The sequence below is a fragment of the Sodalis sp. RH20 genome (assembly GCF_047324205.1).
Lineage (GTDB): Bacteria > Pseudomonadota > Gammaproteobacteria > Enterobacterales > Enterobacteriaceae > Acerihabitans.
In genome coordinates this window covers 1933380-1953286 of sequence record NZ_CP178733.1, presented here as the reverse complement: position 1 = coordinate 1953286, position 19907 = coordinate 1933380, and the positions used below count along the sequence as shown (strand labels likewise).

Annotated in this window: 21 protein-coding genes and 1 pseudogene; 14 read left to right on the top strand and 8 right to left on the bottom strand. The window is 58.2% G+C overall.

Annotated features, from left to right (window positions below):
• Nucleotides 1-72 precede the first annotated feature (72 nt).
• Nucleotides 73-1578 (top strand): L-arabinose isomerase, encoded by a 1506-nt coding sequence (gene araA / locus ACL2XM_RS09100; protein WP_410015045.1) that lies wholly within the window; start codon nt 73-75, stop codon nt 1576-1578.
• A 126-nt stretch (nt 1579-1704) separates the two neighbouring features.
• Here the strand turns inward: araA and ACL2XM_RS09095 are convergent, their stop codons facing one another.
• Nucleotides 1705-2742: a S66 peptidase family protein gene (locus ACL2XM_RS09095; protein ID WP_413722888.1), complete on the bottom strand. Its 1038-nt coding sequence runs from the start codon at nt 2740-2742 to the stop codon at nt 1705-1707.
• Nucleotides 2743-2981: 239 nt separating this feature from the next.
• On the opposite strand from ACL2XM_RS09095, the gene ydgT reads away from it, so the two are divergent.
• The 11 genes and pseudogenes from ydgT to gstA all read left to right on the top strand — a co-directional run bounded on the left by ydgT (nt 2982) and on the right by gstA (nt 12429).
• Nucleotides 2982-3197 carry a transcription modulator YdgT gene (ydgT, locus tag ACL2XM_RS09090; RefSeq protein WP_331120310.1) on the top strand — a complete coding sequence of 72 codons (216 nt, stop codon included), beginning with the start codon at nt 2982-2984 and terminating at the stop codon, nt 3195-3197.
• Entirely contained in the window at nt 3194-3637 is a 444-nt protein-coding gene (locus tag ACL2XM_RS09085) for a DUF2569 domain-containing protein (RefSeq protein WP_413722889.1), read from the top strand. Before ydgT ends, ACL2XM_RS09085 begins: the two co-directional genes overlap by 4 nt.
• A 109-nt stretch (nt 3638-3746) precedes the next feature.
• Nucleotides 3747-4328, top strand: coding sequence for an electron transport complex subunit RsxA (gene rsxA / locus ACL2XM_RS09080; RefSeq protein WP_410015042.1), 582 nt, complete (start codon nt 3747-3749; stop codon nt 4326-4328).
• Nucleotides 4328-4906: an electron transport complex subunit RsxB gene (gene rsxB, locus ACL2XM_RS09075; RefSeq protein ID WP_410015041.1), complete on the top strand. Its 579-nt coding sequence runs from the start codon at nt 4328-4330 to the stop codon at nt 4904-4906. Before rsxA ends, rsxB begins: the two co-directional genes overlap by 1 nt.
• A pseudogene (rsxC, locus tag ACL2XM_RS09070) lies at nt 4899-6755 on the top strand (electron transport complex subunit RsxC); the annotation flags it as partial. The gene rsxB and the pseudogene rsxC, both read left to right, overlap by 8 nt.
• Before the next feature lie 24 nt (nt 6756-6779).
• Nucleotides 6780-7832 (top strand): electron transport complex subunit RsxD, encoded by a 1053-nt coding sequence (gene rsxD / locus ACL2XM_RS09065; protein ID WP_413732762.1) that lies wholly within the window; start codon nt 6780-6782, stop codon nt 7830-7832.
• A 9-nt stretch (nt 7833-7841) separates the two neighbouring features.
• The gene (rsxG, locus tag ACL2XM_RS09060) at nt 7842-8477 is read left to right on the top strand and encodes an electron transport complex subunit RsxG (protein WP_413732760.1); all 636 of its coding nucleotides are present in this window, start codon (nt 7842-7844) and stop codon (nt 8475-8477) included.
• A complete protein-coding gene (locus tag ACL2XM_RS09055; RefSeq protein ID WP_410015038.1) occupies nt 8470-9162 on the top strand; it encodes an electron transport complex subunit E in 693 nt (230 codons plus the stop codon). Before rsxG ends, ACL2XM_RS09055 begins: the two co-directional genes overlap by 8 nt.
• A 4-nt stretch (nt 9163-9166) precedes the next feature.
• On the top strand, nt 9167-9811 hold the full coding sequence (gene nth, locus ACL2XM_RS09050; protein ID WP_410015037.1) for an endonuclease III: 645 nt from the start codon (nt 9167-9169) through the stop codon (nt 9809-9811).
• A 306-nt stretch (nt 9812-10117) separates the two neighbouring features.
• A complete protein-coding gene (gene dtpA / locus ACL2XM_RS09045; protein WP_413722893.1) occupies nt 10118-11653 on the top strand; it encodes a dipeptide/tripeptide permease DtpA in 1536 nt (511 codons plus the stop codon).
• 170 nt (nt 11654-11823) lie between these two features.
• Nucleotides 11824-12429 (top strand): glutathione transferase GstA, encoded by a 606-nt coding sequence (gene gstA / locus ACL2XM_RS09040; protein ID WP_410015035.1) that lies wholly within the window; start codon nt 11824-11826, stop codon nt 12427-12429.
• A 41-nt stretch (nt 12430-12470) separates the two neighbouring features.
• Here gstA and pdxY read toward each other — a convergent pair whose 3' ends face one another.
• The 5 genes from pdxY to anmK form a co-directional block, all read right to left on the bottom strand.
• The gene (pdxY, locus tag ACL2XM_RS09035) at nt 12471-13334 is read right to left on the bottom strand and encodes a pyridoxal kinase PdxY (RefSeq protein ID WP_410015034.1); all 864 of its coding nucleotides are present in this window, start codon (nt 13332-13334) and stop codon (nt 12471-12473) included.
• An 82-nt stretch (nt 13335-13416) separates the two neighbouring features.
• Entirely contained in the window at nt 13417-14691 is a 1275-nt protein-coding gene (gene tyrS, locus ACL2XM_RS09030; protein WP_410015033.1) for a tyrosine--tRNA ligase, read from the bottom strand.
• 65 nt (nt 14692-14756) lie between these two features.
• Nucleotides 14757-15407, bottom strand: a complete 651-nt coding sequence (pdxH, locus tag ACL2XM_RS09025; protein ID WP_413722894.1) for a pyridoxamine 5'-phosphate oxidase — start codon at nt 15405-15407, stop codon at nt 14757-14759.
• 72 nt (nt 15408-15479) lie between these two features.
• Nucleotides 15480-15788, bottom strand: a complete 309-nt coding sequence (locus ACL2XM_RS09020; protein ID WP_410015031.1) for an MliC family protein — start codon at nt 15786-15788, stop codon at nt 15480-15482.
• 148 nt (nt 15789-15936) lie between these two features.
• Nucleotides 15937-17040 carry an anhydro-N-acetylmuramic acid kinase gene (gene anmK, locus ACL2XM_RS09015; RefSeq protein WP_410015030.1) on the bottom strand — a complete coding sequence of 368 codons (1104 nt, stop codon included), beginning with the start codon at nt 17038-17040 and terminating at the stop codon, nt 15937-15939.
• Between the two features lie 331 nt (nt 17041-17371).
• Between anmK and slyB the strand changes: the two genes are divergently transcribed.
• Nucleotides 17372-17839: an outer membrane lipoprotein SlyB gene (slyB, locus tag ACL2XM_RS09010; RefSeq protein ID WP_410015029.1), complete on the top strand. Its 468-nt coding sequence runs from the start codon at nt 17372-17374 to the stop codon at nt 17837-17839.
• 112 nt (nt 17840-17951) lie between these two features.
• Here the strand turns inward: slyB and slyA are convergent, their stop codons facing one another.
• A complete protein-coding gene (gene slyA / locus ACL2XM_RS09005) occupies nt 17952-18386 on the bottom strand; it encodes a transcriptional regulator SlyA (protein ID WP_162365814.1) in 435 nt (144 codons plus the stop codon).
• Nucleotides 18387-18960: 574 nt separating this feature from the next.
• Nucleotides 18961-19206, bottom strand: a complete 246-nt coding sequence (locus tag ACL2XM_RS09000) for a DUF1289 domain-containing protein (RefSeq protein ID WP_410015028.1) — start codon at nt 19204-19206, stop codon at nt 18961-18963.
• Nucleotides 19207-19431: 225 nt separating this feature from the next.
• Here ACL2XM_RS09000 and gloA point away from each other — a divergent pair, with 225 nt between their 5' ends.
• A complete protein-coding gene (gloA, locus tag ACL2XM_RS08995) occupies nt 19432-19839 on the top strand; it encodes a lactoylglutathione lyase (RefSeq protein WP_413728399.1) in 408 nt (135 codons plus the stop codon).
• The last annotated feature ends 68 nt before the right edge of the window (nt 19840-19907 follow it).

The following is a 19907-nucleotide window of genomic DNA, read 5'->3' as shown; positions in this document are numbered from 1 at the left end:
TAATAATTTACCGGGCGGCACGCTACGCGCCCGCCCGGCCCCTCCCTTAAACGGAGACGCACAGGAGTCATCATGGATAATTTTAAGCAGCACGAAGTCTGGTTCGTCATCGGCAGTCAACATCTTTATGGCCCGGAAACCCTGCGCCAGGTCGCCGACCATGCACAAACGGTGGTCCAGGGTCTTAATAACGAGGCCGGCCTGCCGGTCAAGCTGGTCTTGAAACCTTTGGTCAAATCGCCCGATGAGATTCTCGCGCTGTGTCGTGAAGCCAATTACGATACCCACTGTATCGGCCTGCTCACCTGGCTGCATACGTTTTCACCCGCCAAGATGTGGATCGGCGGCCTGAGCATCCTCAACAAGCCCCTGCTGCAGTTCCATACCCAATATAACGCGCAGATCCCCTGGGAAACCATGGATATGGACTTTATGAACCTTAACCAGACCGCCCATGGCGGCCGCGAGTTCGGGTTTATCGGCGCACGCATGCACCTTAATCACCAGGTGGTGGTCGGCCACTGGCAGGATAAGCAGGCGCATCTGACCATCGCCAAATGGATGCGCGCCGCCGCCGCCAAACAGGAAAGCCAGCAGCTGATCGTCGCCCGTTTTGGCGACAATATGCGTGAAGTGGCGGTCACCGAAGGCAACAAGGTCGGCGCGCAGATCCAGTTCGGCTACTCGGTGACCGCGTACGGCCTGGGCGACCTGGTCAGCGTGGTGAACGAAGTGTCCAAGGGGGATATCGATACCCTGGTGGCGGAGTACGAAGCGTCCTATATCCTTACCGATAAAATCAAGGTCAACGGCGAAAAACGTGAAAACCTGCTGGACGCCGCACGTATTGAACTGGGGCTGAAACGTTTCCTGGAACAGGTGGGCGCCAAAGCCTTTACCTCCAACTTTGAAAACCTGCACGGGCTGAAGCAGTTGCCTGGCCTGGCGGTACAGCGCCTGATGCAGCAGGGATATGGCTTCGGCGGCGAAGGCGACTGGAAAACCGCCGCGCTGCTGCGCATCCTGAAGGTGATGGCCAGCGGCCTGCCGGGCGGCACCTCCTTTATGGAGGATTACACTTATCACTTCCAGCCGGGTAATAACCTCGCCCTCGGATCGCACATGCTGGAAGTGTGCCCAAGCATCGCCAAGGAAGAAAAACCCACGCTGGACGTGCAGTTCCTCGGCATCGGCGGCAAAGCCGATCCGGCGCGGCTGCTGTTCTCCACCCCGGCCGGCCAGGCGGTCAACGCCTCGGTAATCGATATGGGCGATCGTTTTCGCATGCTGGTAAGCGTCGTGGATGCCATCGAACAGCCGCATCCGCTGCCTAAGCTGCCGGTCGCCCGGGCGGTATGGAAAGCGCAGCCGTCGCTGGAAGTGGCGGCCGAAGCCTGGATCCTGGCCGGCGGCGCGCACCACACGGTATTCAGCCAGGCGCTCGATCTCGACCATATGCGCTTATACGCGGAAATGAATAATATCGAGCTGCTGGTGATCGACAACGACACGCGCATCCCGGCGTTCAAGGACGCATTGCGCTGGAATGAGCTTTACTACAAGCTCTGCGCTAAATAGCGACGACGTCAGTCCTGCCGCGGCTCGCTCGCGGCAGGGTTTATATCGCCTCTGCGACGGTTTCGTCGGCGGGGTTGCGCCTGCCTGTTGTGTTATTATAGCGACTGCCTGGACGTGCCTTTTGACTTACAACTGCTGAGTGACTGAACTCCCCTTTTCAGTGAAAAGGACCGTGGCACTTGCGCCGTTGACCAGAGAAATTTGAGGCGGAATATGGCCTATATCCACGTCATACAGCACAGGAACGGCAAGGTCCCCAAGGGCGGCATGTAGGGCATCCAAATAATTTTGTTGTGTTGGGTCGTTCACGGCCGGCGCCGCACTTCTGCCTATAAGCACACCCTTTAAGTCACTGAACCAGCCATGCAAGCGTAAACTAAATAATGCCCGCGTTAACTCGCAGGGGCCCATTTCCACATTTTCAAAATACAGGATCACCCCTTCGTTACTATTTTGTGCCTGGAACAAGGGTAGATTACCGAAGGAGGTACCTGCTAACCTCGATATGATTTCCAGACATCCGCCAATCAGACGGCCTTGAAAACGGGCGGAAGAAGTGACGCCATCAAGGCGCTGCCACTGTGTTTTTTGTGTCAGATGAAAACCAGCATCTGATGCCGGGCCCCATTGATTTTCGTTCATTTGAAATGCTGCTGACGCGTGCTGTTCACATACAGCCCCCCGGTCACTCTCCAGAATGCTCCATATCGCTTGCGTGGTCGAATCTAACTCTTTCGCACCAAGATCCATCAGGTTTGGTCCATGCACTGTTGCCCAGCCAGAAAGCGTTGTCAGCGGGAAATGAAATGTACATAAATCTGAAAAACCGACAAACCATTTGGGTTCAGTCCGGGCTAACCGTTCGAAATCAAGTAACTCGAGTAATTCGATTGCCAGATCGCCTCCCCATGGGGGCATAACCGCCTTTACCTCAGGATGGGTTAGATAAAACATCAGTTCTTCCGCCCGCGAAATTTTGCAGGCGCTTTTATTTTTATACTGCGACCGTAAGCAATCGCCTTCAACTACCCTAAATCCTTTTTTTATAAGGTTATTTATGGCGAGGTCCAACCGAGGATGCAAATGCTGCGGCACCCCAGATGATGGGGCGGTTATAGCAATCAAATCCCCTGGAACCAGTTTGGGCGGAAAGCGAATCTTCATGTATTGATCCTTATTTGCAAAGTAAATCCATCGTCCACAGTTCGAGATTAAATGCCAAGCCTGGCTGGCTGGCAAAGTTCACATACTCATACAAGAAAGACGGGAGATTGCCAGCAGTCCCAGGCGTTGCCTATGCGCTTGCCGCCGCGTTTTTTCATATTTAACCCAGGAATATCTAGACACCCCGACAGCAGTGAATATACTACTTTGCTATTATTCCCTTCCCTGAACACCAAATCATGACTGCGTACGACTATTTATTAACATTCCGCCGTGTCAGCACGCCGGAAAGCCTGGAAAAACTATTCGATCATCTCAATTATTCGCTGGTTGACGATGCGGAAATCATCAATATGTACCGCGCGGCGGATCACCGCCGGGCCGAACTGGTCTCCGGCGGCCGTTTATTCGATTTGGGCCAGGTGCCGAAGTCGGTCTGGCGGTACGTCGTTTGAGCGCGATCAACACCGCGCCGCGTATCGGCGGCTGGTTATGGCTGCCGGCCGCCTACCTGCTGATGGCCCTGCTCAGCGCCAGCATAATGCTGGTGATTTTCCTGCTGGCCCTGCTGCAACGCCCGACGGCGGACAGCACCACCATCGCGGCGGTCTTTACCCTGCAGTGGTATGCGTCCATGGCCACCACGCTGGTCATGTGGGGGTTCACCTTTTGGACCCTGCGCCTGTTGTTTCGCCGTTCGACCCGCTTTCCCAAAATTTTTATCCTCTGGCTGCTGGCGGGCGTGCTGCTGGCGCTCAAGGCTTTCGCCTTTTCCCCGGTCACGGATGAACTGGCGCTGCGCATTTTATTCTGGCCGCTGCTGGCCGCGGCGACCATGGTGCCCTATATTAAACGTTCGCGCCGGGTTAAAAACACCTTTATCCACGCCTCATAGCACCGCCGTTGTCCTTATCGGTCTCCCGATAATAACCCTACAATTACTATGTTGTTGAAATGGACTTGATGCCGGATAATACGTCGCTTCTTTTTAATTAGGTACGGCAATGAATGGTTACCTGTTACTGTTTATCGGCACCATGCTGGTAAATAATTTCGTTCTGGTTAAATTTCTTGGGCTTTGCCCCTTCATGGGTGTGTCCAAAAAACTGGAAACGGCAATGGGTATGGGCATGGCCACCACCTTCGTCATGACGCTCGCCTCGATTTTTTCCTGGCTGATTAACAGTTTTATCCTGCTGCCCCTCGACATCACCTATTTGCGCACCCTCTCGTTTATTTTCATTATCGCGGTGGTGGTGCAGTTCACCGAACTGGTGGTGCGCAAAACCAGCCCGTCGCTGTATCGCCTGCTGGGCATTTTCCTGCCGCTTATCACCACCAACTGCGCGGTGCTTGGCGTGGCCCTGCTCAATGTTAACCTCAATCATAATTTTCTGCAGTCCGCCGTCTACGGATTCAGCGCGGCGGCGGGCTTTTCGCTGGTCATGGTGCTGTTCGCCGCCATTCGCGAACGCCTGGCGGTGGCCGATGTGCCGGCGCCGTTCAAGGGCTCATCCATCGCCCTGGTCACCGCCGGTCTGATGTCGCTGGCGTTTATGGGCTTTACCGGTCTGGTGAAATTCTGATGCTGTCGCTATGGTGGGCTATTGGATCGCTAAGCGTTCTGGCATTGGTGGCGGGCGCCCTGCTGGGCTACGCCGCCCGCCGCTTCAGGGTGGAGGGCGACCCGCTGGCCGGGCAGATTGATGCGCTGCTGCCGCAAAGCCAATGCGCCCAGTGCGGTTATCCCGGGTGCCGTCCCTATGCCGAGGCGGTGGCGGGCCAGGGTGAAAAAATCAATAAATGCGCGCCCGGCGGCGAACAGACGATGCTCAAGATTGCCGGACTGATGAACATCGAACCGCAATACCTGGACGACGAAACATCGGCAGGCCAGCCGGCGGCGACGGTGGCCTGGATCGATGAGGGCAATTGTATCGGTTGCACCAAATGTATCCAGGCCTGCCCGGTAGACGCCATTATCGGCGCTACCCGGGCGGTGCATACCGTGGTCAGCGACCTGTGCACCGGCTGCGATCTCTGTGTCGCCCCCTGCCCGACCAATTGTATCGAAATGCGGCCGGTGGCGGTTTCCACCGACAACTGGAAATGGGATCTGAACACCATACCGGTCCGCCTCATCCCCATGGAACAGCATGTTTAAGCTCTTTGCCGCGTTGCGTAAGGATCGCCTCTGGGATTTTCCCGGCGGCATCTATCCGCCGGAAATGAAAACCCAGTCAAGCGGCGTGCCGCTGCGCCGTCCGCCCCTGCCGGCCAAATGCATTATTCCCCTTAAGCAGCACCTGGGGCCGGAGGGTGAACTGTGCGTAACCGCGGGTGACCGCGTGCTGCGCGGACAGCCCCTGACCGAGGGGCGGGGTCGCACCCTGCCTATCCATGCGCCCACCTCGGGAACGATTGAGGCCATTACGCCCCATACCACCGCCCATCCGTCGGCGCTGGCGGAACTCAGCGTTATCCTCACCCCCGATGGCGAAGATCGCTGGTGCGAACGCCGGCCCGTGGCGGATTACCGTCAGCGGGACGCCGGCTATTTGCTTGAACGCATCCATCAGGCCGGCATCGCCGGCCTGGGCGGCGCGGGCTTTCCCACCGCGGCCAAGCTACAGGGCGGATTGGGCGCGGTAAATACCCTGATTATCAACGCCGCGGAATGCGAACCTTATATTACCGCCGACGATCGGCTGATGCAGGAGCACGCGCTTGAGATAGTCGGCGGCATCGATGTGCTGGTCCATATTCTGCGGCCGGCGCGGGTTATCATCGGCATTGAGGACAATAAACCGGCCGCCGCCGCCGCGATGGCCGCGGCCATTGCTGATGGCGCCGGCTACCTGCTGCGCGTCATCCCGACCAAATATCCGTCCGGCGGCGCCAAGCAGCTCACGAAGATCCTCACCGGCCGGGAAGTGCCGTTCGGCAGCCATTCAGCCGCCATCGGTGTTGTCATGCTGAATGTCGGCACCGTCTTCGCCATTAAACGGGCCATTATCGATGGCGAAGCCCTGACCGAACGGGTGGTGACGCTGACCGGCGACGCGCTTAAGCGTCCGGGCAACGTCTGGGGACGTCTGGGCACGCCGGTCGGTCATCTGCTGCGCGACGCCGGCTTTACACCGCAGCCGGGCCAGCTGGTGATCATGGGCGGACCGCTGATGGGTTTTACGCTGCCGGTGCTGGATGTGCCCATCGTCAAGATCAGCAACTGCATCATGGCCCCCGCGGCCAGCGAAATGGCCCCGCCGGAGCCGGAACAAGCCTGTATCCGCTGCGGCCTGTGCGCGCAGGCCTGTCCCGCCGGTTTGCTTCCCCAACAGCTCTATTGGTTCAGCCGTGGCCAGGAGCACGAAAAAGCCCGCGGCCATCATCTGGCGGACTGCATCGAATGCGGCGCCTGCGCCTATGTCTGCCCCAGCAATATTCCCCTGGTGCGCTATTACCGGCAGGAAAAGGCGGAAATACGCGCCTTGGATCTGGAAGCGCAGCGCGCGCGGGCGGCCAAGGCGCGCTTTGAAGCCAAGCTGGCGCGGCGCGAGCGGGAAAAACAGGCGCGTGAAGCGCGCCACCGGCAGGCCGCTGTCAAGCTTGACGCGCGGGACGAACCGATGATAGAAGCGGCGCTAAACGCCTTGCCCGACGCCGGCCATGACGCGGCGGCGGTAGCAGAGCCGTCGGGGCCGCCTGCGGCGACCGTCATGCCGGCTTGCGCCGAAGAGGCTACGCCGGATCTGCGCAAAGCGGCGGTAGCGGCGGCCATCGCGCGCGTGAAAACGCGCAAAGCCGTGTCCGGCGCGCAGCCAATAAGTGACAACGTAGCGAAAAATGCCGCAAGCGACAGTACCGGCGCAACCGCCCGTCCGGCGCAGGCCGGCGCAGACAACAGTACGGCGACGTCGCATCCCGCGACCGCCGATGCCGCCGATGCGCGCAAAGCCGCGGTGGCGGCGGCCATCGCCAGGGTCAAGGCCCGCAAGGCCGCAGCAGAGGCAACCATAGGGTCCCACGAGGAATAAATGGCTTTCAGGATCGCAAGTTCCCCCTTTACCCACAACCGGCAAAGCACCCGGCGCATCATGCTGCAGGTCATGGCGGCCTGCCTGCCGGGTCTGCTGGCCCTGAGCTATTTTTTCGGCTACGGCACCCTGGTGCAAATCCTGCTGGCCGCGTTGGCCGCCTGCCTGGCCGAAGCCGCAATGGTGGCGTTGCGCCGCCAGCCGGTCGGTCCACGGCTTGCCGACGGCTCCGCGCTGCTGACCGCGGTGCTGCTGGGGCTGAGCCTGCCGCCGCTGGCGCCCTGGTGGATGATCGTGCTGGCTACGGCGTTTGCCATTATCATCGCCAAGCAGCTTTACGGCGGCCTGGGACAAAATCCGTTTAACCCGGCCATGGTCGGGTATGTGGTGCTGCTGATCTCGTTCCCGGTGCAAATGACCAGCTGGCTGCCGGAAGCGGGGCTGCGGCTGCATACCGCTTCGCTTGCGGACACCTTATGGCTGATCTTCGCCGGCCACACGCCGGGCGGCCTGGATGTGCAGCAGTTGCGCGCCGGGTTCGACGGCATGACCCAGGCGACGCCGCTGGATAATTTTAAAACCGGTCTGCGCGGCGGGAAGGATGCGCTGGCGCTGCTCGGGCAACCGCTCTACAGCGGCCTGATGGGCGGATTGGGGTGGCAATGGGTCAATATCGGCTTCCTGGCAGGGGGCCTTTATCTGCTCTGGCGCAAGGTGATCAACTGGCAAATTCCGGTCAGCTTCCTGGCGGTGCTGATGATTTGCGCCAGCCTGGGCTGGTGGTGCGATGCGCGCGCCAGCGCCCCGCCGCTGCTGCATCTGTTCTCCGGGGCCACCATGCTGGGCGCTTTTTTTATCGCCACCGATCCGATCACCGCATCGACGACAGATAAAGGACGGTTGATTTTCGGCGCCCTGGCGGGTCTTCTGACCTGGCTCATCCGCACCTATGGCGGTTATCCTGAGGGCGTGGCCTTTGCGGTGCTGCTGGCCAATATCTGCGTGCCGCTGATTGATTATTTTACGCAACCCCGCGTATACGGCCATCGCTAAGGAGCGCCGATGTTCAGGATGATGCGCAAACACGGTATTACCCTGGCGCTGTTCGCCGCGCTCACCACCGGCCTGACGGCCCTGGTGCATGGGCTGACCGAACCCGGCATCGCCCGCCAGGCCGTATTGCAACAACAGCAGCTATTGGATCAGGTCGTGCCGCCGGCGCTGCATGATAATGATATGCTGGCTGAATGCTATCTGGTGGTCGACGATGCCCTGGGCAACGCGCAACAGCACCGGGTCTATCTGGCGCGCAAAAACGGCAGGCCGGCGGCGGCGGCCATCGAATCCACCGCCCCGGACGGCTATTCCGGCGCCATCCAGCTCCTGGTCGGGGCCGACTTTGCCGGCAACGTGCTGGGTACTCGGGTTACCGAACACCATGAAACGCCGGGACTGGGCGATAAAATCGAGCTGCGCATTTCCGATTGGATCACCCATTTCAGCGGGAAAAAGGTCGGCGCGGCGCAGGACAGGAACTGGGCGGTAAAGAAAGACGGCGGGCAGTTCGATCAGTTCACCGGCGCCACCATTACCCCGCGCGCCGTGGTAAACGCGGTTAAACGCACCACTGACTATTTACAGAGTATGCCGGGCGACATCGACCAGTTGCCCCGCTGTGGAGAAAACGCCGATGAGTGAAGCCGGACGCCTGATGCGCCAGGGGCTGTGGACCAATAACTCCGCCCTGGTGCAATTGTTGGGATTATGCCCCCTGCTGGCGGTGTCCAATACCGTCACCAACGCGCTGGGGCTGGGGCTGGCCACCACGCTGGTGCTGGCTTGTACCAACGGCTGGATTTCCGCTTTCCGCCGCTGGGTGCCCGCCGAGATCCGGATTCCTGTTTATGTGATGATCATTGCCGCCGTGGTGTCCATCGTGCAGATGCTGATGAATGCCTACGCCTTCGGCCTATATCAGTCTCTGGGGATATTTATTCCGTTGATCGTCACCAATTGCATCGTGGTGGGACGGGCGGAAGCCTACGCCTCCCACAATCCGGTGGCCCTGTCGCTGCTTGACGGGGCGGCCATGGGCCTGGGCGCGACCTGCGCCCTGCTGGTGCTGGGCGCCATGCGCGAGGTGCTTGGCAACGGCACGCTGTTCGACGGCGCCGACCTTCTGCTGGGCAGCTGGGCCAAAGGGCTGCGGGTGCAAGTGTTCCATTTGGACAGTCCCTTTTTGCTGGCCATGCTGCCGCCGGGCGCGTTTATCGGCCTGGGATTCATGCTGGCCGCCAAATACCTGATAGACCAGCGGATGAAGGCCCGCCAGCGGCGCGCGGCGGCGGAGCGCGTGCCAAACGCCGGACAGGCGCGGGCATAATCTGATGAATAAACTCAAACGACTGGCTATCCTGAGCCGCCTGCGCGCCAACGATCCCAACCCGACCACCGAGCTGAATTATACCTCGCCGTTCGAACTGCTGATCGCGGTGCTGTTATCGGCGCAGGCCACGGACGTCAGCGTTAACAAGGCCACCGCCAAACTGTTCCCGGTGGCCAATACTCCCGAGGCCATGCTGGCGCTGGGGGTGGACGGCATCAAGTCCTATATCAAATCCATCGGCCTGTTTAACAGTAAAGCGGAAAATATCATCAAGACCTGCCGGATGCTGATTGAGCGCCACCAGGGCCAGGTGCCGCAGGATCGGGCGGCGCTGGAAGCCTTGCCCGGCGTTGGCCGCAAAACCGCCAACGTCGTGCTCAACACCGCCTTCGGCTGGCCGACTATTGCGGTGGATACGCATATTTTCCGGGTGTGCAACCGGACGCGGTTCGCTCCCGGCAAGAACGTCGAGGAGGTAGAGCAGGCTTTACTGCGGGTGGTACCGGCGGAATTTGTCGTTAACTGCCACCATTGGCTGATCCTGCACGGCCGGTACACCTGCGTCGCCCGCAAGCCGCGCTGCGGCGCCTGCCTGATAGAAGACCTGTGCGAATACAAAGACAAGGTCTATGGCGACACCGCGTAAATATCCCGCCATCGGCCCAGGCCGGTGCCCTTAACCCGGTACACGCAGGCGCCTGTCTTCAGCACGATAAACCACTGCCTTCCCGTGGCGTTTCATGATGAAACGCCATTGCCAGGCCGCGTTCACCCGGCATCGTGCTTTTTTATTTAATTGTAACGGGATATTATTCAAGCCTTGCCTATTGAGCTGAAACCCGGAAGATCCCCCCTCAGACTAATCTTATAACAATGCAGACGGGGCGCGGGCAACGGCGTCACCCCTGCTTATTTTTGCCGCTAACGCGGTGAAAACGGCAACGAGGTATTTGTGTCTACGGCAAACCACACCGCACCACCGGAAAAAATCAGCGTCAACGCATTTAAACAGCCCAAATCGTTTTATCTTATTTTCTCCATTGAGTTATGGGAGCGCTTTGGCTATTACGGCTTACAGGTCATCCTGGCCGTCTACCTGGTCAAGATGCTCGGCATGTCCGAAGGACAGTCCATCACGCTGTTCGCCTCGTTCAGCGCACTGGTGTACGGTTTTGTCGCCATCGGCGGCTGGCTGGGCGACAAGGTGCTGGGGACCAAGCGCGTGATCGTCATCGGCGCGCTGGTGCTGGCGGTGGGCTATACCATGGTCGCCTATTCCAGCCATGCCGTCGCCTGGGTGTACCTGGGCATGGCGACCATCGCGGTCGGCAGCGGGTTGTTCAAGGCGAATCCATCTTCGCTGCTCTCGACCTGCTACCGTAAAGACGATCCGCGCCTGGACGGCGCCTTCACCATGTATTATATGGCGATCAATATCGGCTCGTTTGTCTCCACCCTGGCGACGCCGTGGCTGGCGGTCCGTTTTGGCTGGGGGGTCGCGTTTTCGCTCAGCGTGGTGGGGATGTTGATCACGCTGGTGAATTTCCTCGTCTGCCGCAGCTGGGTGCGTGATTACGGCTCCAAGCCGGATTTCGCCCCGCTGCAATGGGGACGGCTGGCGGCCGTTATCGCCGGCATCGCCGCCGCCATCGCCCTGTCGAGCTGGCTGCTGCATCACCAGACCATCGCCCGCTGGGTGCTGGGCCTGATTTCCGTGGGGATCATCCTGGTGTTCGCCAGGGAGACCTTCGCCCTGCATGGCGCGGCGCGCCGGCGGATGCTGGTGGCCTTTTTAATGATGATGGAAGCAGTGGTGTTTTTTGTGCTTTACAGCCAGATGCCGACGTCGCTGAATTTTTTCGCCATCCACAATGTGGGGCACAGCCTGTTCGGCTGGTCGTTCCAGCCGGAACAGTTCCAGGCCCTGAATCCGTTCTGGATCATGCTGGCCAGCCCGCTGTTGGCGGCATTGTACAACGCCATGGGCGATCGTCTGCCGATGCCGTTTAAATTCGCCGCCGGCATGGTGCTGTGCTCGCTGGCCTTTTTTGTCCTGCCGCTGGGCGCCCGTTTTGCCAATGACGCCGGTATCGTCTCCATGAACTGGCTCATTCTCAGTTATGCCCTGCAAAGCATCGGCGAGCTGATGATTTCCGGCCTGGGCCTGGCCATGGTGGCGCAGCTGGTGCCGCAACGGCTGATGGGTTTCATCATGGGCGCCTGGTTCCTGACCACCGCCGCCGCCGCGCTTATCGCCGGCTACGTCGCCAACCTGATGGCCGTGCCCGCCGACGTGACCGACGCCCGGCTTTCGCTGGCGGTGTATGGCCACGTGTTTATGCAAATCGGTATCGTCACCGCCGTGATCGCGCTGCTGATGCTGGTATTCGCCCCACGGCTTAACCACATGTCGCGCCCGGACGACGTTCCCGCCGCCGCCCCGCCCCACGGCCCACTGACGGACGATACCCCCGCCATCGTTGGCTAATCCCTATCGTATTATCGTTATCATCATGTTCCGCCATAGGGCGAAACATGATGATATTTTTTTGTCCCATCCCTGCCAAGACGCTATCTTGCCGCCATGGTTAAACGTATCCTGTCATGATGAAATATCCTGCGATATCACACCGCGCCCATCCCGTTAAGGAGTGCCCCATGAAACTTTTTTATAAGCCCGGCGCCAGCTCGCTGACCGTGCATATCGCCCTGCGTGAGGCGGGAGTGGACTTTACGATAGAAAAAGTGGATTTGGCCAATCTCAAAACCGAACACGGCGAAGATTACCGGGCGATAAATCCCAAGGGACAGGTGCCGGCCCTGCTGCTCGATGACGGCACCGTGCTCACTGAAGTGGTGGCCATCGTCCAATATCTGGCGGATTTGGTGCCGGATCGCCATTTGATCCCGCGGGCGGGCACCTTGTCCCGCTATCAGGCGATGGAATGGCTCAATTACGTGGCCAGTGAAATGCATAAAAGCCTTGGCCCGTTGCTGCAGCCCGATATGCCAGAGGATTACAAAAGCCTGCTGCGCCAGCAGCTGGACGCCAAATTGCTTTATCTGGATCGGGAGTTGGCCGATGGCGATTACCTGCTCGGCACCCGCTTCACGGTGGCCGACGCCTATCTGTTCACCATGCTGACCTGGGCGCAGGCCCTGAAGTTTGATTTACCGGCGACGCCGGCGGTGGCGCGGTATTTTAAACGGGTGGCGGCGCGTCCCACGGTGGACGCGGCGCTGGCGGCGGAAGGGCTGAAATAGCGTTCACGGCGGCATGACGCCGCCGGTAAAGATGACTAACCCTATTTGATCTCTTTGGCGGGAAAGTGATGCTGCGGCAAGGCTATCTGATCCTGCGCCGCCACCACCTGCAGCTCATACTCATTCATCTCTTTGGTCAGTTTCATGACCTCGTACACCGCGGCGGTAACATGCTCCAGCGCCTTGACGGGCGACAGCCCCTTCAGCAGGTTGACCAGCAGCAGGCCGCTGGTTAAATCACCGACGCCCACCGGCTGGCGATCGCCAAAATCCACCAGCGGACGGCTGGTATGCCAGGCATGCTCCTTGCTCACCAGCAGCATTTCAAAATTGTTTTTATCATAGCCGGCATAGCTGAGGTATTTTACCAGCACCAGCTTCGGTCCCTGGGCGCACAGTTCGCGGGCGGTGGCGATGGCTTCATCGATATTATTGACCGCATGGCCGCTGAGCTGCTCCAGCTCAAGCAAATTGGGCGCGATGATATCGGCGTTCGGCAGGCCGCGCTTGCAATGAAATTCCGCCACCCCGGGAGCCACGATACACCCTTTTTCCGGATGGCCCATTACCGGGTCAAGGAAATACCAGGCGTCGGGATTGGCTGCTTTTACCTGGCGCACAATCTCCAGGATATGTTCGCCCTGCTCGGGCGCCCCGATATAACCGCTCAGCACCGCGTCGCAGTTTTTCAACTGGTCCACGGCGGCAATACCTTTCACGATTTCGGTTAAGTGCGCGGCGGGCATCACGCAACCGGTCCAGTGACCATACTGGGTATGATTGGAAAACTGGACGGTATTAAGCGGCCAAACATTGACCCCCATGCGGCGCATGGGAAACACCGACGCGCTATTACCCGCATGCCCGAACACCACATGGGACTGGATAGACAGAATATTCTTCATTACGTTGCCTTAAAGCCCTTGGCCTGGCGGCCGCATCGACACAAAGCAGGAGGCCGGCGGCCTCCTGTAGCAGTTATAAAAATCATTCCCAGCGGATCAGGCAGTAGTTTTTCTTGCCGCGGCGCAGCAAGGTATAACGCCCATACAAGCGATCGGCGGCGCTGAAGACATACTCCGCCGAAGATTGTTTTTCGCCATTCACCGCGATGGCATTAGAGCCGATCAGGGTTCTGGCCTGGCCCCGGGACGGCACCAGTCCCGCATCCACCAGCGCCTGCTGCAGATCCGCGCCGTCGCTCAGGGCGATGGTGGGCATGCCGTCCTGCGCCAGTTGCGCCAGATCGTTGGCCGTCAGGGCCTGCAGTGAGCCGGAAAACAGGCTGTCGGTAATCCGCACCGCCGCCGCCAGCCCGGCTTCGCCGTGCACCATCCGGGTCACCGCCTGCGCCAAGACATACTGCGCGCGCGGCGCGCCGTCGGTGTTACGGTCTTCCTCTTCCAGGGCGTTAATCTCTTCCATGGGCATAAAGGTGAAGAACTTCAGGAAGCGGTAGACATCCGCGTCGGCGGTGTTAATCCAGAACTGATAGAATTTATACGGGCTGGTCTTGGCGGGATCCAGCCATATCGCCCCGCCTTCGGTCTTGCCGAATTTGGTGCCGTCCGCTTTGGTGATAAGCGGCACGGTCAAGCCGTAAACCTGCTTCTGGTTCATGCGCCGGGTCAGGTCGATGCCGGAGGTAATATTACCCCACTGATCCGACCCGCCGATCTGCAGCTCGACGCCGTATTGCTTGTTCAGCGACGTGAAGTCATACCCCTGCAGCAGGTTGTAGGAGAATTCGGTAAAGGAGATGCCGCTGTCGTCGCGGTTAAGCCGCTGCTTGACCGCTTCCTTGTTGATCATCTGGTTAACCGAGAAATGCTTGCCGATGTCACGCAGGAAGGTCAACACATTCATGCTGCCGAACCAGTCGTAGTTGTTGGCGGCCACGGCGCTGTTTTCGCCGCAGTCAAAATCCAGAAACGGTGACACCTGGCGCTTGATTTTATCCACCCATTCCTGCACCGTTTCGGCGGTATTTAATTTACGTTCGACGGCCTTGAAACTCGGATCGCCGATAAGTCCCGTGGCACCGCCCACCAGCGCCACGGGACGGTGGCCGGCCAGTTGAAAACGCTTCAGGCACAATAGTGGCACCAGATGTCCCAAGTGCAAGCTATCGGCGGTCGGATCGAAACCGCAATACAGCGACAGCGGCCCCTGAGCCAGGCGCTCGGACAGCGCGGCCTCATCCGTGACCTGGGCAATCAGGCCCCGCTCTTGCAATTGTTGTATCAGGTTGCTGCTTGCCATCAAAAAACTCCATTATTGCTGTAAGTATCGGTGCCCAGGCACCCTAAAGTCATGTGCCGGCGGCGTCAGGGCGCCAGACGGTCTATCGCCCATCCCTCATCCCGGCGCTGGTAGATAAACCGGTCATGGAGCCGGTGCTCGCCACCCTGCCAGAATTCCATTGTATCAATATTCACCCGGTATCCCCCCCAAAAACTGGGCAACGGCACTTCACCCTGCTGAAATTTCTGCTTTAACTCGAGAAATTTGCTTTCCAACACCCCGCGCGCGGATATCCGGCTGGATTGACGGGAAACCCAGGCACCGATTTGGCTGTCTTTGGGCCGGCTGTGAAAATATTTCATCACTTCCACCAGCGACAATCGCTCGGCGCGTCCCAGCACCATGACCTGGCGTTCGAGCGCATGCCAGGGAAAATGCAGGCTGATGCGGGAGTTATGCGCCAGGTGCCCGGCCTTGCGGCTGCCGAGGTTGGTGTAAAACACCATGCCGCGGCTGTCGAAATGCTTGAGCAGCACCATGCGCTGATAGGGCTGGCCGTGTTCATCCACCGTCGCCGCGCACATCGCGGTGGGGTCGGGAAGCTGCGCCTCGCAGGCCTGTTGCAGCCAGCGCTCAAACAGAGTCAGCGGTTCAGACGTCAGATCCGCGCGCCGCAAGCCCCCGCGGGTATATTCGCGGCGCAAAGCGGCGATATCGATTTTTTGTTCAGTCATAGTGATATTCTGCGTCGGGCCAGGGCGTTATTGTGCGCCGCGTGGCTAAAAATCTCAATCATTTAGCACCGTTCAACCGGCGATAATACAGTCGTTTATGATGACTTTACCTTCGCGTTCGACAAACGCGTTCGGGCCTTTCGACCAGAACGTATAGTGCCCATCGCTATAGCGCGTCCCGGAGGCGGACATCACCTGCGGCAGGTTAAGCTGTTTGCCGTCGAGAATAAAACTGACCTGCGCCGGTTCCGTGCGTTGGCGTACCGTCAGCGGCGTGGTGCCGCATTGATAACGCAGCGTTTGCTCGCCCGGGCCGCGATTGAACTGGCTACAGGCGGTAACGGTAATCACACAGGCAAATATAATAAGCCGATTAATCATAGTTTCCCCTTGGTTTACGCCGCCGTCATGCGGCGGGATAGGTCGTCCGGGCCGCGCGTCGTGCCGCGGCTCCTGGCCACCTTAATCAACCCGGCCGCGCCGCTGAAGCGGACCTGTCTGAAAAGCGCGGCGGCGGGGACGCAAACCTTTATACCGGATAAATGGCCCCCAGCAGCGTTTCCCTGCTGGCGCCGGTAACCGACGGCAGATTGCCCGGCAAACCCGATAAAGTGCGAAAGGCCAGCCAGGCAAAGGCCAGGGCTTCCATATCATCGCCGCTCACGCCGTATTTATCGGTGGAACTGACCTCCATACCGGGCAACAGCGCGGACAGCCGGGCCATCAGCAGCGGATTGCGCGCCCCGCCGCCGCAGACCAGAAGACGTTCGCAGCCGCCCGATAGCAGCACTTGTTCCGCAATGCTCATGGCCGTTAATTCCAGCAGCGTCGCCTGCACATCCCGGGGCGGTATCGGCACGAAATGGGTGAGCTGATACGTCAGCCAGCCAAGGTTAAAATATTCCCTGCCGGTGCTTTTCGGCGCCGGCTGGGCAAAATAACCGTCCGCCAGCAACTGCTGCAGCAGCCCCTGGTGCACCTTGCCCCCCAGGGCCCAGACCGCATCCTTATCGTAAGGAACGGCCTGATGGCGCCAGGCCCAGGCATCCATCAGGATATTGCCGGGACCGGTGTCGTAGCCGCGGATCGGTTGGCCGGGCAGCAATAACGACAGATTGGCAATGCCGCCGATATTGAGCACCATGCGCCGCTCTCCGGGATGCGCCAGCAACGCGTGGTGGAAACCGGGCACCAACGGCGCGCCCTGGCCGCCGAACGCCATATCGCGGCGGCGGAAATCCCCCACGGTGGTAATGCCGGTCAGGGCGGCGATGCGATTATTGTCGCCGATTTGCATCGTGCAGGGCGCCTCGGCGTCCGGCTGATGCCAGACGGTTTGTCCATGGTTGCCGATGGCGGTGATCTCGTGCGCCGCCACGCCGGCGCTCTCTAGCATGGCCAGCACTGCCTCGCTGAAAAGTATGCCCAGGCGGGTATCCAATTGCCCCACCTGTGACAAGGTCACGGATTGTCCCTGGCATATGGCCAGAATTTGGTGTTTGAGCTCCTGTGGTATGGGATGCCCGTAACTGTATTGCTGCGCCACGGTATGCTCGTCGATGGCGGCAAGCACCACATCCACGCCGTCAAGGCTGGTTCCGGACATTACGCCTACATAGCGACCTGTTCTCATTGGCCTGCCCTTTTCCTTCGCAAAAATTTCATTTATCGATTCCGGATGTCTACGTTAAACAGGTTTGATGAATCAGGCTATGAAAAGCCGTCAAATTTTGGAAGTTGTTACAATAAAATAACCTGGCGGGCAAAAGCTTAGCGTTAAAATCATTGCTATAATTAAGAAAAGAGGTCTGTTGATTCATTGTTTATGAATTCTACAATATTATCGACTACAGTAGGCTATCGAAGTAGCGCCTGGAAACAGATACTATTGACGATTGCAACAACATTGGCATTTGTTCTGTCTCGGTTTGCCTTGACGAACGGCGTATAACAGGAGTTTTTCAATGATGAAACGTTTGCTCGTGGTCACCCTGGCTGGATTGACGCTGGCGGGCTGTGCCAGCAACAACAGTCTTTCCGGTGATGTCTATTCCGCCAATGAGGCTAAACAGGTACAAAGCGTGACGTACGGTACGCTGGTAGGTGTAAGGCCGGTACAAATCCAGGGCGGAGAGGATTCAAACGTTATCGGCGCCATCGGCGGCGCGGTCTTGGGCGGGTTCCTCGGCAATACCCTCGGCGGCGGCACCGGCCGCAACCTGGCTACGGCCGCCGGCGCGGTGGCGGGCGGCGTGGCGGGCCAGGGCGTCACCAGCGCCGCCAGCCGTTCGCAGGGCGTGGAACTTGAAGTGCGCAAAGACGACGGCAATACTATCATGGTGGTGCAAAAACAAGGAAATACGCGGTTCAGCGTAGGACAACGCGTGGCTATCGCCAGCAACGGGCGCAACGTGACGGTTTCTCCGCGTTAATTACCGCCCCGCCGCCGCATAACGCGGCGGCGCAAGCGAAAGACCTTGGCATAAAAAAACCGGCGCTATTTGCCGGTTTTTTATAGAGAACATGTCGTTGAACCACGCTATGTCAGGACTTATTATAAAGCTCGAGGATATTCTTCTCCAGCCGTGCAATCATATTACTCAGAAAATGAATCTCCTGCTCTGAAATACCCGTCAGGATTTCATCCCGGGTACTATTGATGACATGGTTCACTTCTTTGATGATGGGCTCTGCGGACTCCGTCAATTTAATACGTTTCGCCCGCCGATCGTTCGCACAGGTATGGCGAGTGATCAGCTTTTTCTCTTCAAGCTGATCAAGCGTTCGAACCAATGAGGGCTGCTCAATGCCGATAGCCTTTGCCAACTGAATTTGCGACTGCTCCGGCGGAAGCTGGCAGATATTATGCAACGTGATCCAATGCGTTTGTGTCAGTTCTAGCGGTTTTAAGCGATGGTCAATCAAAGCGCGCCAAACACGAACAAGTCGCGCCAAATCAGATCCTAATGGCGATTCCAATTCTCTCTCCTTATAATTAAGCTGATTAAGCTTGTTCCCTGGATTCCCATCCATTCTAATGGGTGGAATGGCAAATTACAAATATATATATATATGAATAAGGTTGAAGTTAAGTTGAGCTAGATGTAATACCCATGTTGTTCCTTTGAAATATGGGACAGCACCGCTGAGCGCATTACTCCTTGCCGGTCGTCAGCCTTGACGAGGGTTGCGGCCCTTCATTGCGTAAAACTTTCCGCTTAGTATAGGGTAAGCGTTGGAAACCTCATATAATCCGTCCCTGGCACTGGTTGCCCCGGCATTCTCACATCAACGCCTATAGTATGCCAAGCGGATTATTCATGACTGTATCACTATTATTGTCATTCATCGTGATTTATTGTTAATTTAAGTTAAATGAAGACATAACAAATATCATTATGTCATGTATTCGGTCTAATAATGTAATAACAATATATAAATAACAAGTTATTAGCGTGCATATTAATAATTAACTATGAGTGCCGGGGTTGTGATAATCGCCATCCCGACGTTCAAGATACTCAGTGGAATAAGGTTGCACGCCTGCGGGGTGTTAAAAAAGCGAGGGCTGTTCCGGACCTGCGGGTTCAGCGGGCGTGCTCTTGCCGGCCCGCAGCTGGCGCAGGTAGCGTTGATGACATAGCCGCAGCACTTCGCGCTTTTGGCCGTCGTTCATCGTGATCCAGTCGAAACGTTCCTGGCGGGAGCGCAGGCAGCCACGACAAAAGCCACGGTCATCGGATTGGCAGACGCCGCGGCAAGGACTGGTTATGATGAAAAACTCAAGCTGTTCCGGCACGTGCCCTCCTGTTTAACTTTTATTGAAGACGTTATTTCACCGGCTGGCAAGCTTATGACGGCAAAAATCGCTTGCCAGGGGGAAATCGCGCGGTTCTCCGGCCGCCAGGGCAAGCAAGGCAGGACTACTTTTCCTCCACCGCGCCGAAGGTCTGGGATATACTGTTAAACCACGATCTCACCAAAGGCGATGGATAAAACGTCGTCATTGTCTATAGAGGATATCATGCGCCTGCTTCATACCATGCTCCGCGTTACCGATTTACAGCAATCCATTGATTTTTATACCCAGATCCTGGGCATGCGCCTGCTGCGCACCAGCGAAAATACGGAGTACAAATACACCCTGGCCTTTGTCGGCTACACAGAGGAGACGGAAGGCGCGGTGATTGAATTGACCTATAACTGGGGCGTCGATAGCTACGAGCTGGGCACCGCCTATGGCCATATCGCGCTCGGGGTTGACGATGTGGCCGCTACCTGCGACCGCATTCGCCAGGCCGGCGGCAAGGTGACCCGCGAAGCGGGACCGGTCAAGGGCGGCACGACGGTTATCGCTTTTATCGAAGATCCCGATGGTTATAAAATCGAGTTGATTGAACAAAAACATGCCGGCAAGGGCCTTGGCAGATAAAGTACCAGCCCGCCCCCGCCAAATCCGCTCTCCTGGGGAGCAGGGAGCGGATTCGCCATGCATCCGGC